The sequence below is a fragment of the Pseudomonas sp. NPDC090755 genome, assembly GCF_044769005.1.
Classification (GTDB): domain Bacteria; phylum Pseudomonadota; class Gammaproteobacteria; order Pseudomonadales; family Pseudomonadaceae; genus Aquipseudomonas.
Window position 1 is genome coordinate 311211 of the sequence record NZ_JBIVXC010000002.1, and the last position, 12652, is coordinate 323862.

Sequence of the window (12652 nt, forward strand, 5' to 3'; positions counted from 1 at the left end):
AATTTAGGCTCAGTTGCGCTCAGCCCAGGCTGCGCTGCTGAAAAATTTCATGGTTACCGCATGGATGCTGCCATCGGTGATCCACGGATTAAGATGAGCATAGATCTGCTGCTGACGCTTGACCGGGCTCAGGCCCGCCAACTCGTCGCTGATCACGTTCAACTGGAAGTTGCAGCCTTCGCCTTCAACTTCGACCCGGGTTCCCGGCAACTTTTCTTCAAGGAAGTTCTTAACTTCTACGGCCTGCATGCTCAACCTCAATCGGCGCCCTGTGCGCGCGGGTCGGCCATGATACAAAAAAGCCCCTCGCCTGCGAACCCCGTAAACGAGGACTCTGACAGAGGGGCTCGTCGTCGACCGGCGGTCATTACTCCGCCAGTACCTCGTCGAGGTCATAAACCTCGGCGATTTCACGCATGTCCTGCGGCATGGCGCGCACTTGCACGGCCTTGCCACCGGCCTTGGCGTCGCGCATGAACGCCAGCAACAAGGACAGGCCGACACTACTGGACTTCTCGACCTTCGAGCAGTCCAGCACCAGCGCCGCGTAGCTGCTGGCCGCGATCAAGGCCTGGCCCTGCTTGCGCAGGGCGGGACCGGTGCGGTAGTCCAGGACGCCGCCGAGGCTCAGCACACCGTCCTCGCCGAGGGTGATGCTGCTGTCGGTCATTGCGCTTTGTTCCCGCTCGCGTCTTCGGCGGTTTCCTTGGCCTTGGCCACTTCGCCGGCCCAGCCGTCGATGGTCTTGTCCAGGTTGTTGCCGTTACGCTGCATGGCGTCGGCGAACTGATCACGGAACAGCTTGCCGATGTTGATGCCGTTGACGATCACGTTGCGCACTTTCCACTCACCGCCCAGCTTGGTCATGGTGTAGGAAACCGGGTAGATGGCGCCGTTGTTGCCCTTGACCGTCATGTCGACGCTGGCACGGTCATCACCGTCCTTTTTCTCGGCGCCGACCGTGATGCCCTGGTTGTTGTACTCGAGCAAGGCGTTGCCATAGAACTGCATCAGGCTGCGCTTGAAGTTCTCCTGGAAGCGCTGCAGCTGCTCAGGCGTCGCATTGCGCGAGTACTTGACGGTCATGATGCTTTTCGAAATGCCGTCCGCGTCCACCACCGGGCCGAGGTTGGCATTGAGCGCATCATAGAACGCACTCGGGTTCGACTTGTATTGCTCCTTGTTGGCCTTCAGGTCGGCCAGCAACTGGTTGGTGGTGCCCTGGATCACTTCTTTGGGCGACTGGGTGGCTGCGCCCGCCATCAACGGCAGCGTTGCCAACAACACCAGCAAGCCGCGTCGCAGGATAGAAATCATGGAAACTCCTTATTTAGCTTCTTTGCCAACGGTATTGAGCAGGAACTTGCCAATCAGATCTTCCAGCACCAGCGCCGACTGGGTGTCGTGAATGGTCGCACCATCCTTGAGCACCGCATCTTCTCCGCCCACGCTGATACCGATGTACTTCTCGCCGAGCAACCCCGCGGTGAGGATAGAGGCAGTGGAGTCAACAGGCAGGTTGTCTACGCGTTTTTCCAGCTGCAACGTCACTCGACCGGTGAAGGTGTCACGATCCAGATCGATGGCCGTGACCTTGCCGATGGTTACACCGGCCATGGTCACTTTAGCTCTGACCGTCAAACCGGCGATATTGTCGAAATTTGCATAAAGTTTATATGTGTCGCTGCTCGGGCTCGCCGACAGGCCGCTGACACGCAGGGCCAGCAGTATCAGCGCCAGGATCCCGGCCAGGAGGAACAGGCCGACACCGATTTCCAGGGTGCGGTTTTGCATCAGAAATCTCCAAACATCAAGGCGGTCAGAATAAAGTCCAGACCCAGGACTGCCAATGAGGCATAGACCACGGTCTTGGTGGTGGCACGACTGATCCCTTCTGAGGTGGGCTCGCAGTCATAACCCTGGAATACGGCAATCCAGGTCACGACGAAGGCAAACACCAGGCTTTTGATCACCCCGTTGAGCACATCGTCGGTAAAGGAAACACTGTTCTGCATGTTGGCCCAGAACGAGCCCTCATAGACCCCAAGCCAGTCCACGGCAACCCAGGAACCGCCCCAGATACCGACCACGCTGAAGATCAGCGCCAGCAACGGCAAGGAAATGAAGCCGGCCCACAGGCGCGGGGCAACAATGTACTTGAGTGGATCGACACCGATCATTTCCAGACTGGACAGCTGCTCGGTGGACTTCATGTTGCCGATCTCGGCGGTCAGCGCGGAACCTGCACGCCCGGCGAACAGCAACGCGGTCACCACCGGGCCCAGTTCGCGCAGCAGGGTCAACGCGACCATCTGCCCGACCGCCTGCTCCGACCCGTATTTGGTCAGGATGTTGAAACCCTGCAGGGCCAGCACCATGCCGATGAACACACCCGACACCACGATGATCGCCAGCGACAGCACGCCGACCGAGTAAAGCTGGCGGACCAGCAGCTGGAACCCGCCACCGGTGCCACTGCGACCGACCAGTGAATGCAGCAGGAACAGAAAGGAACGACCGAACACGGCCAGCACGTCGATGGCCGTTCGGCCAAAGCGACGGATACGTTCGAGCAAGGATTTTCTGCGCATCAACGCTTCCCCAGAAGATCGGCGCGGTAATCCGGCGCAGGAAAGTGAAACGGCACCGGACCGTCCGGATCACCTTTCATGAATTGGCGAATGCGCGGGTTATCCGAGCCCATCAGCTCGTCCGGCGTCCCCTGGCCCAGCACCTGGCCATCACCGACCACATAGATGTAGTCGGCAATACTGGCCGTTTCGGCCAGGTCGTGGGACACCACGATGCTGGTAATCCCCAGGGCGTCGTTGAGCAGGCGGATCAGGCGCACCAGAACGCCCATGGCGATCGGGTCCTGGCCTACGAAGGGCTCGTCGTACATGAGGATCTGCGGATCCAGGGCAATGGCACGGGCCAGGGCGACACGGCGCTTCATGCCGCCGGAGAGTTCGTCGGGCATCAGCTCGATGGCACCGCGAAGCCCGACGGCCTGCAGCTTCATCAGCACGATGTCACGGATCATCTCGTCGGACAGCTGGGTATGCACCCGCAGCGGGAATGCCACATTCTCGAACACATCGAGGTCGGTGAACAGCGCACCGCTCTGGAACAGCACACCCATCTGCTTGCGCGCATCGAACAGGTCGCTACGCGACAGCGCGGGCAGATTCTGCCCGGCGACCCAGACTTCGCCGCTGGCTGGGCGCAACTGCGCGCCCATCAGGCGCAGCAATGTGGTCTTGCCGCATCCGGAGGGTCCCATGATGCCGGTGACCTTGCCACGGGGAATGCGTATATCGACATTATTGAAAATGCTGCGCGAACCGCGCTTGAAGGTAACCCCCTTCAATTCGACCGCGTAGGCGTTATCAACGCTCATCTAGACTCCTTGCGATACGGCCTTCTCACTCAGACGCGCGCCCCCTTCATGGAGACACGCCCGCCCCGAGCGGACCGAACAGGCGGCAAACTATATCACCGCTGATAGCGGTGCCCCAAGGCCGCCGCCACGATCATTCAGCTATGGTTAAGCTAGATAGACGACCGTATGACAATCACAAGGTGAGGGTTTTGCGCATTGTCGCTATAATCGGCGCCTTTTCATCAGCCAAGCCGTTTCCGACATGAGCCAATCCAGCGAGCTGATCCAATCCGCACGGCGCACTATCGACCTTGAAGTCAAGGCGGTAGAAGGCCTGCTGGCCCACATCGACGCCGATTTCGTCAAAGCCTGCGAACTGATCCTGGCCAGCAAGGGCCGGGTCGTCGTGGTCGGAATGGGCAAATCGGGGCACATCGGCAAAAAACTCGCCGCCACCCTGGCCAGCACTGGAACGCCGTCATTTTTCGTCCACCCGGCAGAGGCGAGCCACGGCGACATGGGCATGATCACCCGTGACGATGTGATCCTGGCCCTGTCCAACTCCGGCTCCACCGCCGAGATCGTTACCCTGCTGCCGCTGATCAAACGCCTGGGCATCCAGCTGATCAGCCTGACCGGCAACCCCGATTCGCCGCTGGCCAAGGCCGCCGAGGTCAACCTGGATGCACGGGTCGAGCAGGAAGCCTGCCCATTGAACCTGGCGCCTACGTCCTCGACCACTGCGGCCCTGGTGCTGGGCGACGCCCTGGCCATCGCCCTGCTCGAGGCCCGCGGGTTCACGGCCGAAGACTTCGCCTTCTCGCACCCCGGTGGCGCGCTCGGGCGGCGCTTGCTGCTCAAGGTCGAGAATGTCATGCACGCAGGCACCGAGTTGCCACAGGTAAGCCGCGGCACCCTGCTCAAGGACGCTCTTCTTGAAATGTCTCGCAAAGGTTTGGGCATGACCGTGGTCCTCGAGGCCGACGGACGCCTGGCCGGGATCTTCACCGACGGCGACCTGCGCCGCAGCCTCGACCGCAATATCGACGTGCACACCACCCGTATCGAAGAGGTCATGACCGCCCACGGCAAGACCGCCCGCCCCGACATGCTTGCCGCCGAGGCGCTGAAAATCATGGAAGACCACAAGATCAACGCCCTGGTGGTGATCGACAAGAACGAGCGCCCGGTCGGTGCCCTGAACATGCACGACCTGCTGCGCGCCGGGGTGATGTAATGAGTGAGCAGTTGATGCAACGCGCCAAGGCCATCAAGCTTGCCGTGTTCGATGTGGACGGCGTACTGACCGACGGTCGCCTGTACTTCCTCGAAGACGGCAGCGAGTTCAAGACCTTCAACACCCTCGACGGCCAGGGCATCAAGATGCTCATGGCTTCGGGCGTGACCACGGCGATCATCAGCGGTCGCAAGACCCCGGTGGTCGAACGCCGGGCGAAGAACCTCGGCATCCCCCACCTGTACCAGGGGCGCGAAGATAAATTGGTGGTCCTGGACGAGCTTCTTGGCCAGCTCAACCTAAGCTATGAACAGGTCGCCTATCTGGGCGACGACCTGCCCGACCTGCCGGTGATCCGCCGGGTCGGCCTGGGAATGGCCGTGGCCAATGCCGCAGCCTTTGTCCGCGAGCATGCCCACGGGGTCACCATGGCCCGTGGCGGCGAAGGCGCAGCCCGCGAGTTCTGCGAGCTGATCCTGCAAGCCCAGGGCAATCTCGATGCGGCAAACGCCCACTACCTGTAGAGCGATACATGTTCAGTAAAAAAATCCGCACCATTGCGTTGTTCAGCGTGATTGCCGCCTTGTTGGTGGCAGTCGGCTACTGGAACATCGGCCCTGAAAGCTTCCTCGACAAGCCGGTTGCCCGTGTCGACGAAAATGCCATCGACTACTACGCCACCAACGCCCACAGCGTGCAGTTCCTGCCCGATGGCAAGCTGCAGTACGAGATGACCGCCGACAAGGTCGAACACCTCAAGACCAGCGAAATCACCCTGCTGACCAAGCCTGACCTGCAACTGTACCGCGGCACGACCTACCCCTGGCACGTGCAAAGCGACAAGGGCGAAGTCAACCCGGACGGCAGCGAGGTGGAATTGATCGACTCGGTACGGGTAGCCCGCACCGATGAAAAAAACCGCACTACCATCATTACCACCACCCGCATGACGGTGTTCCCGCAGAAGCAATATGCGCAAACCGAGCAAGCCGTTAAAATCGACGGCGCCGGTGGCGTGACTACGGGCAAGGGAATGAAGGCGTATTTGAAAGACGGCAGGATGGACCTGTTGTCCAACGTAAGAGGACAGTATGAGGCTCGTTAAAACCCTCCCCTTTTTGCTCAGCCTGAGCACAGCACTGGGAAGCGCGAGCGCCTGGGCCCTGCCGACTGACCGTGACCAGCCTATCCGCATCCAGGCCGACGATGCGCACCTGGATGACAAGCAAGGCGTCGCCACCTACAAGGGCGATGTGATCATCACCCAGGGCTCGATGATGATCAAAGGCAACACCGTGACCATCACCCGCGCTGCCAGCGGCGACATCGACGTGGTGACCTCGGTGGGTAACCTCGCCTACTTCGAACAGCAACAGAGCGCCGCCAAGCCGGACAAGATGAAGGGCTGGGCCGTGACCATCCAGTACCAGGCGCAGAAAGAACTGGTGATTCTCACCGACCGCGCCAAGGTCGAGAACGAAGGCAACACCACCGAAGGCGAGAAGATCGTCTACAACACCAAGACCCAGGTGGCGACCGCCGGTCGGGGTGGCAGCAACGTGGCCACGCCGCGTCAGCGCATCGACATGGTGATCCAGCCCAAGAAGAAGGCCGAGTAAATGGCGACCCTCAAAGCCCAGCACCTGGCCAAGAGTTACAAGAGCCGACAAGTGGTTCGCGACGTCAGCCTGTCCATCGACAGCGGCCAGATCGTCGGCCTGCTCGGCCCCAACGGCGCCGGCAAGACCACCTGTTTCTACATGATCGTCGGCCTGGTCCAGGCCGACCAGGGCCGCGTCCTGATCGACGACCTGGATGTCAGCCACCAGCCGATGCACGGCCGCGCCCGTGCCGGCATTGGCTACCTGCCCCAGGAAGCCTCGATCTTTCGCAAGCTGTCGGTGGCCGACAACATCCTGGGGATCCTCGAGACCCGCAAGGACCTCGATGCCGCCGGTCGACGCAAGGAACTGGAAAGCCTGCTGCAGGAATTTCACATCAGCCACATTCGCGACAACCTCGGCATGAGCCTGTCCGGTGGTGAACGCCGCCGCGTCGAAATCGCCCGCGCCCTGGCAACCGCGCCGAAATTCATCCTGCTCGACGAACCCTTTGCCGGTGTCGACCCGATCTCGGTCGGCGACATCAAGCAGATCATCCACCACCTCAAGGCCAAGGGCATTGGCGTGCTGATCACCGACCACAACGTCCGTGAGACCCTGGATATCTGCGAAACCGCCTACATCGTCAACGATGGCCAACTGATCGCTGAAGGCGATGCAGAGACCATCCTGGCCAACGACCTGGTGAAAGAGGTGTACCTGGGCCACGAGTTCCGCTTGTAAGTTCGAAGCGACACGGCGTTTGCCGGGGCTGCAGATCCGTTTCCATACGGCATAATTGTTACAGCACCCTAGGCAAACGCTCCAATTTCAGGCATATAATTTGCTTAAAGTTGGCGCTTCGGTGCCCTTGTAGTGGATGGCGCATGTGCGCCGGCGAAAAAGGTGTTAAGCCCCTGCCATGAAACCATCGCTCGTCCTAAGAATGGGCCAGCAACTGACGATGACTCCTCAGTTGCAACAGGCCATCCGTCTGCTCCAGCTTTCTACCCTGGACCTCCAGCAGGAAATCCAGGAAGCGCTGGAATCGAACCCGATGCTCGAACGCCAGGAAGAAGGCGACGACTTCGACAACAGCGACCCGATGGCCGACAACGCCGAAAGCAAGCCTGTTGCCGAAACCCAGGACACCAGCTTCCAGGAAACCACGCCGACCGTGGACAGCCTGGATGAAGGCGAATGGAGCGAGCGCATTCCCAACGAGCTGCCCGTCGACACGGCCTGGGAAGATATCTACCAGACCAGCGCCAGCAGCCTGCCCAGCAACGACGATGACGAGTGGGACTTCACCACCCGCACCTCGGCTGGCGAAAGCCTGCAGAGCCACCTGCTCTGGCAGTTGAACCTGGCACCGATGTCCGACACCGACCGGCTGATTGCCGTGACGCTGATCGACTGCATCAACAACCAGGGCTACCTGGACGAATCCCTCGAAGAAATCTGCGAGTCCTTCGATCCTGAACTGGATATCGAACTGGACGAAGTCGAAGCCGTCCTGCACCGCATCCAGCAGTTCGAGCCCGCCGGCATCGGCGCACGCAACCTCAGCGAGTGCCTGCTGCTGCAACTGCGCCAGCTGCCCGCCAGTACGCCGTGGATGGCCGAGGCTCAGCGCCTGGTCAAGGACTACATCGACCTGCTGGGCAGCCGCGACTACAGCCAGTTGATGCGACGCATGAAGCTCAAGGAAGAAGAACTGCGCCAGGTCATCGAGCTGGTCCAGAGCCTCAACCCGCGCCCGGGCTCACAAATCGAGTCCAGCGAAGCCGAATACGTGGTTCCTGACGTGATCGTGCGCAAGGACAACGAGCGCTGGCTGGTCGAGCTGAACCAGGAAGCCGTGCCACGCCTGCGGGTCAACCCGCAGTACGCAGGCTTTGTGCGACGCGCCGACACCAGCGCCGACAACACCTTCATGCGCAACCAGTTGCAGGAGGCCCGCTGGTTCATCAAGAGCCTGCAGAGCCGCAACGAGACCCTGATGAAGGTCGCCACCCAGATCGTCGAGCACCAGCGTGGTTTCCTCGACCATGGCGACGAAGCGATGAAACCGCTGGTGCTGCACGACATCGCCGAAGCGGTCGGCATGCACGAGTCGACCATTTCCCGGGTGACCACCCAGAAATACATGCACACCCCGCGGGGAATCTACGAGCTGAAGTACTTTTTCTCCAGCCACGTCAGCACCTCCGAGGGCGGTGAATGCTCGTCCACGGCGATCCGCGCGATCATCAAAAAACTGGTTGCAGCGGAAAATCAGAAAAAGCCATTGAGTGACAGCAAGATCGCTGGTTTACTGGAGGCACAAGGCATCCAGGTAGCCCGTCGCACCGTCGCCAAGTACCGCGAGTCTCTCGGCATCGCACCGTCGAGCGAACGCAAGCGACTGATGTAGCCCCTGAGATATGCCACAGCAGTTCAGTGGCAGGCGCAATACCTGCCTCTTTATGCACGGGCAACAAAGGAGAAGCTGTATGCAAGTCAATATCAGTGGACAGCATGTAGAAGTCACCCAACCGCTGCGCGAGTACGTCGAACAGAAACTGAAACGGCTGGAAGGTCACTTCGACAGGATTACCAACGTGACGGTGATCATGAAGGTCGAGAAATTGCAGCAGAAAATCGAAGCGACGCTGTTTATTCCCGGCGGCGAAGTGGTTGCAAATGCCGAACACGCAGACATGTATGCAGCGATCGACGCCTTGACCGACAAGCTCGACCGCCAACTGAAAAAACACAAGGAAAAACAGCAGAGCCTGCTGCAAGGTGCAGCAGCCCGCTGATCCCCCTCATCCATGATCCGACTTGAAACCATCCTGACCCCCGGCCGTTCCCTGGTGAACGTGCCGGGAGGCAGTAAAAAGCGCGCCCTGGAAAAGGTCGCCAACGTGATCGCCGAGCAAGTGCCCGAGCTGGAGATGCAAGACGTCTTCGAAAAGCTGGTCGCTCGCGAAAAACTGGGTTCCACCGGTTTTGGCAATGGCATTGCCATTCCCCACTGCCGGCTCGAAGGCTGCACTGCGCCCGTCAGCGCCCTGCTGCACCTGGATGCCCCCATTGATTACGATGCCATCGACGGCGCCCCGGTCGACCTGCTGTTTGTCCTGCTGGTTCCGGAAGCGGCCACCGATGCACACCTGGAACTGCTGCGCCAGATCGCCAGCATGCTCGACCGCAAGGAGGTTCGTGAGCGCCTGCGGGCCGCCGGCAGCAGCCAAGCGTTGTACCAGGTTGTCCTGGACGTACAGAACGAGCACTGACCCATGCGCCTGATCATCGTCAGCGGTCGCTCCGGCTCCGGCAAGAGCACCGCCCTCGCGGTACTGGAGGACAACGGCTATTACTGCATCGACAACCTGCCTGCCGGGTTGCTGCCGCAGTTGGCCGAAAACGCGCTGATCAACACCGAGCTGATGCAACCCAAGGTCGCCGTATCGATCGATGCGCGCAACCTGCCCAGTCACCTGGTTCGCTTCCCCGAACTGCTTGAAGATGCCCGCAGCCGGCATATCCAGTGTGACGTGCTGTACCTGGACGCCGACGAAGAGACCCTGCTCAAGCGCTTCTCGGAAACCCGTCGGCGCCATCCGCTGACCAACGCCAATCGCTCCCTGGCCGAAGCGATCAAGGTCGAAAGCGAACTGCTCGGACCGATCGCCGACCTTGCTGATCTGAAGATCGACACCACCAACCTGAACCTCTACCAGTTGCGTGACTCGGTCAAGCTGCGCCTGCTCAACCAGCCGGAGCCCGGCACCGCGTTCCTGGTCGAGTCGTTCGGCTTCAAGCGTGGCATGCCGGTGGACGCCGACCTGGTGTTCGATGTGCGCTGCCTGCCCAACCCGTACTGGAAGCCCGAGTTGCGCGAGCATTCAGGCCTTGAGCAACCGGTGATCGATTACCTGGCGGCGCAGCCCGATGTCGAGGAAATGTTCCAGGACATCTCCAGCTACCTGCTCAAATGGCTGCCGCGCTTTGCCGCCAGTAACCGCGCCTATGTCACCATCGCCATCGGCTGCACCGGCGGACACCACCGCTCGGTGTACCTGACCGAGCGCCTGGGCCAAGTGCTGCAGCACTCACTGAAGAATGTCCAGGTTCGCCACCGCGACCTCTAGCCCACAGGACCCCTGCCGCGATGCCCGCTCGTGAAATTACCATCATCAACAAGCTGGGGCTGCACGCCCGGGCTGCGGCAAAGTTCGTTGGCGTCGCCGGACGCTTCCCCTGCAGCGTGCGGGTGGGACGGGCACCGGACAAACTGATCGACGGCAAGAGCATCATGGCCGTGATGATGCTGGCCGCAGGCAAAGGCACCCAGGTACACCTGCACACCGAAGGCGAGCAACAGGACGAAGCCCTGGAAGCGCTGATCGAGCTGATCAACAACTACTTCGACGAGGGCGAGTGATCGCCCCCGCCTCCCCTTCAAGCCAGCGCCGTATCCATCACCATCATCAGGCAGAAACCGACACACAGCCCAAGGCTCGCCAGGCGATGATGGCCATTGCTGCGCGACTCGGGAATGATTTCCTGGGTCACCACCAGCAACATTGCCCCTGCCGCGCACGCCAACCCCAGTGGCAACAGGAGTTCGGCCACGCTCACCAGCCAGGCGCACAGTAGCGCCGCCAGCGGCTCGACCACCCCTGACGCCGCACCGATCAAAAAGGCCTTGAACCGCGCCATGCCTGCACCGGCCAGCACCAGGGCGATGACCAGGCCTTCCGGCACATCCTGCAAGGCGATACCCATGGCCAGGCTGTCGGCATCGGGCATGCCGCCCCCAGCCGATACACCAATGGCCATGCCTTCAGGAATGTTGTGAGCAATGATGGCGATCACGAAGACCCAGATCCGGGCGGCAATCACCGGCTGCTGTGCACTGCCCACCAGCGCCTGCGGCGAGGCACCAGACACCTTCAGATCGACCAGGTACAGGCAGAAGGCACCCGACAACAGGCCGACACTGATCAGCCCTCCCGCTCCCCATTTACCCAGGCCGATGGCCTGGGCTGCATCCAGGCCGGGGATGATCAGAGAGAAGGCCGTCGCGGCCAGCATCACCCCGGCACCGAAGCCCAGCAAGGTGTCGGCCAGGGCCACAGGCATGCTACGGATCACCAATACCGGCACCGCCCCGAGTGCCGTGCCCAGCGCACACAAGGCACCGCCCTCGAGCGCGCGCAACATGCGCGGCTCAAGATCCAGCCAGGCGATGCCCTGGGCAACCAGCAAGGCACCGCCGGCCAGCAACAGCACAGTACCCAAGGCGAGACGAAACAGTCGCACGCCACCGACGGACAACACCTGCGTACGCATAATGAAACGACTCACGCCAACGCGGCTGTATAGCGGCGCTCTACCTCGGACCAGTCGATCACGTTGTAGAAGGCGCTGATGTAATCGGGACGACGGTTCTGGTACAGCAGGTAGTAAGCGTGCTCCCAGACATCCAGGCCGAGGATCGGGGTATTGCCGTGCATCAGCGGGCTGTCCTGGTTACCGCTGCTTTCGACCACCAGACGTTTCTCCGGGGTTACGCTGAGCCAGGCCCAGCCACTGCCAAAGCGCGTCAGCGCCGCCTTGGTGAAAGCATCCTTGAACGCCTCGAAGCCGCCCAGTTGCGCATCGATGGTGTTGGCCACCGAACCCATTGGCTGACCGCCGCCCGAGGGCGACATGACGTTCCAGAACAGCGAATGATTGGCATGGCCGCCGCCTTGATTGATCACCGCCGCCTGCAATTGCAGGGGCAATTGCTTGACCTTGGCCACCAGTCGCTCGACCGGCCACTCGGCCCACTCGGTGCCTTCTACGGCCGCATTGAGGTTGTTGATGTAGGTCTGGTGGTGCTTGCTGTGGTGGATCTGCATGGTCTGGGTGTCGATGTGTGGTTCCAGCGCATCGTAGGCGTAAGGCAATGCAGGCAAGGTATGAGGCATTTTTCAGTGAATTCCGTAGTGAAGTGCTGAAGACCCGGTGCAGTCCTCACCAGCAAGTACTGCCGGTTGCGGACTGTGGCTATGGAGCAGACGTTCGGTTCGCGGGTACTGGCCGTACTCGCTGATGAAACTCAACAACTCGGTGTAGGTCTTGCCGCTGTGACGCAGCGCCGCTTGTCGCAGCGCTGGCGCCAGGCGTTGATCCTGCATGGCCTGCAACAGCCGCTGGTGGATCGCGCAGAGGTATTCCGCGCTCTCCTGGGGCTGGTTCAGACGCAGGTGAAGGTCGGCCAGGTTGTGATGGGCGATCACGCACACCGCCACCGCTTCATCGGCGTCATGCCAGCGCTCGAACAACACCTGGGCCAAGGCCAGGGCCTGCAAGTACAACTCGCGGGCATCGACCAACTCGCCCTGGTCGAACAGGTGATTGGCCATTTCGGTGGTGCGTTTCCAGTGCTGCATG

General features: G+C 61.1%; 19 protein-coding genes. 10 read left to right on the forward strand and 9 right to left on the reverse strand.

The window, feature by feature from the left end; translation table 11 throughout:
• Nucleotides 1–9: 9 nt before the first annotated feature.
• From ACIQUS_RS05280 to ACIQUS_RS05305, 6 genes are all read right to left on the reverse strand, one after another.
• Nucleotides 10–249: a BolA family protein gene (locus ACIQUS_RS05280; RefSeq protein WP_403043793.1), complete on the reverse strand. Its 240-nt coding sequence runs from the start codon at nucleotides 247–249 to the stop codon at nucleotides 10–12.
• A gap of 118 nt (nucleotides 250–367) precedes the next feature.
• The gene (locus ACIQUS_RS05285) at nucleotides 368–670 is read right to left on the reverse strand and encodes a lipid asymmetry maintenance protein MlaB (protein ID WP_403043795.1); all 303 of its coding nucleotides are present in this window, start codon (nucleotides 668–670) and stop codon (nucleotides 368–370) included.
• Entirely contained in the window at nucleotides 667–1317 is a 651-nt protein-coding gene (locus tag ACIQUS_RS05290) for a phospholipid-binding protein MlaC (protein WP_403043797.1), read from the reverse strand. Before ACIQUS_RS05290 ends, ACIQUS_RS05285 begins: the two co-directional genes overlap by 4 nt.
• 9 nt (nucleotides 1318–1326) lie before the next feature.
• Nucleotides 1327–1794 (reverse strand): outer membrane lipid asymmetry maintenance protein MlaD, encoded by a 468-nt coding sequence (gene mlaD, locus ACIQUS_RS05295; RefSeq protein ID WP_010223376.1) that lies wholly within the window; start codon nucleotides 1792–1794, stop codon nucleotides 1327–1329.
• Nucleotides 1794–2591: a lipid asymmetry maintenance ABC transporter permease subunit MlaE gene (mlaE, locus tag ACIQUS_RS05300; RefSeq protein WP_403043801.1), complete on the reverse strand. Its 798-nt coding sequence runs from the start codon at nucleotides 2589–2591 to the stop codon at nucleotides 1794–1796. The genes mlaD and mlaE overlap by 1 nt, the downstream gene beginning before the upstream one ends.
• Complete coding sequence (locus ACIQUS_RS05305; protein WP_133217056.1) at nucleotides 2591–3400, reverse strand: ATP-binding cassette domain-containing protein; 810 nt, start codon at nucleotides 3398–3400, stop codon at nucleotides 2591–2593. The genes mlaE and ACIQUS_RS05305 overlap by 1 nt, the downstream gene beginning before the upstream one ends.
• Nucleotides 3401–3644: 244 nt before the next feature.
• Between ACIQUS_RS05305 and ACIQUS_RS05310 the strand changes: the two genes are divergently transcribed.
• From ACIQUS_RS05310 to ACIQUS_RS05355, 10 genes are all read left to right on the forward strand, one after another.
• Nucleotides 3645–4619 carry a KpsF/GutQ family sugar-phosphate isomerase gene (locus tag ACIQUS_RS05310; protein ID WP_403043803.1) on the forward strand — a complete coding sequence of 325 codons (975 nt, stop codon included), beginning with the start codon at nucleotides 3645–3647 and terminating at the stop codon, nucleotides 4617–4619.
• Complete coding sequence (locus tag ACIQUS_RS05315; RefSeq protein WP_403043805.1) at nucleotides 4619–5143, forward strand: KdsC family phosphatase; 525 nt, start codon at nucleotides 4619–4621, stop codon at nucleotides 5141–5143. The genes ACIQUS_RS05310 and ACIQUS_RS05315 overlap by 1 nt, the downstream gene beginning before the upstream one ends.
• Nucleotides 5144–5151: 8 nt before the next feature.
• A complete protein-coding gene (gene lptC, locus ACIQUS_RS05320) occupies nucleotides 5152–5724 on the forward strand; it encodes an LPS export ABC transporter periplasmic protein LptC (RefSeq protein WP_403043807.1) in 573 nt (190 codons plus the stop codon).
• Nucleotides 5711–6238, forward strand: a complete 528-nt coding sequence (gene lptA / locus ACIQUS_RS05325; protein ID WP_403043810.1) for a lipopolysaccharide transport periplasmic protein LptA — start codon at nucleotides 5711–5713, stop codon at nucleotides 6236–6238. Before lptC ends, lptA begins: the two co-directional genes overlap by 14 nt.
• Complete coding sequence (gene lptB / locus ACIQUS_RS05330) at nucleotides 6239–6964, forward strand: LPS export ABC transporter ATP-binding protein (protein ID WP_285861590.1); 726 nt, start codon at nucleotides 6239–6241, stop codon at nucleotides 6962–6964. It begins immediately after the preceding gene.
• A 178-nt stretch (nucleotides 6965–7142) separates the two neighbouring features.
• Complete coding sequence (locus ACIQUS_RS05335; protein ID WP_403043813.1) at nucleotides 7143–8636, forward strand: RNA polymerase factor sigma-54; 1494 nt, start codon at nucleotides 7143–7145, stop codon at nucleotides 8634–8636.
• A gap of 79 nt (nucleotides 8637–8715) precedes the next feature.
• Complete coding sequence (gene hpf, locus ACIQUS_RS05340; protein ID WP_285861592.1) at nucleotides 8716–9024, forward strand: ribosome hibernation-promoting factor, HPF/YfiA family; 309 nt, start codon at nucleotides 8716–8718, stop codon at nucleotides 9022–9024.
• 12 nt (nucleotides 9025–9036) lie between these two features.
• Nucleotides 9037–9501, forward strand: a complete 465-nt coding sequence (gene ptsN / locus ACIQUS_RS05345) for a PTS IIA-like nitrogen regulatory protein PtsN (protein ID WP_403043817.1) — start codon at nucleotides 9037–9039, stop codon at nucleotides 9499–9501.
• Between the two features lie 3 nt (nucleotides 9502–9504).
• Nucleotides 9505–10359 (forward strand): RNase adapter RapZ, encoded by an 855-nt coding sequence (gene rapZ, locus ACIQUS_RS05350; RefSeq protein WP_403043820.1) that lies wholly within the window; start codon nucleotides 9505–9507, stop codon nucleotides 10357–10359.
• A gap of 20 nt (nucleotides 10360–10379) precedes the next feature.
• The gene (locus ACIQUS_RS05355; RefSeq protein WP_107023570.1) at nucleotides 10380–10652 is read left to right on the forward strand and encodes an HPr family phosphocarrier protein; all 273 of its coding nucleotides are present in this window, start codon (nucleotides 10380–10382) and stop codon (nucleotides 10650–10652) included.
• A gap of 17 nt (nucleotides 10653–10669) precedes the next feature.
• Here ACIQUS_RS05355 and ACIQUS_RS05360 read toward each other — a convergent pair whose 3' ends face one another.
• The 3 genes from ACIQUS_RS05360 to ACIQUS_RS05370 are packed head-to-tail and all read right to left on the reverse strand — an operon-like array spanning nucleotide 10670 to nucleotide 12651.
• A complete protein-coding gene (locus ACIQUS_RS05360) occupies nucleotides 10670–11563 on the reverse strand; it encodes a ZIP family metal transporter (protein ID WP_403044610.1) in 894 nt (297 codons plus the stop codon).
• Between the two features lie 11 nt (nucleotides 11564–11574).
• Complete coding sequence (locus ACIQUS_RS05365; protein WP_403043824.1) at nucleotides 11575–12186, reverse strand: superoxide dismutase; 612 nt, start codon at nucleotides 12184–12186, stop codon at nucleotides 11575–11577.
• A gap of 3 nt (nucleotides 12187–12189) precedes the next feature.
• On the reverse strand, nucleotides 12190–12651 hold the full coding sequence (locus tag ACIQUS_RS05370) for a hypothetical protein (RefSeq protein WP_403043827.1): 462 nt from the start codon (nucleotides 12649–12651) through the stop codon (nucleotides 12190–12192).
• Nucleotide 12652: the final 1 nt, after the last annotated feature.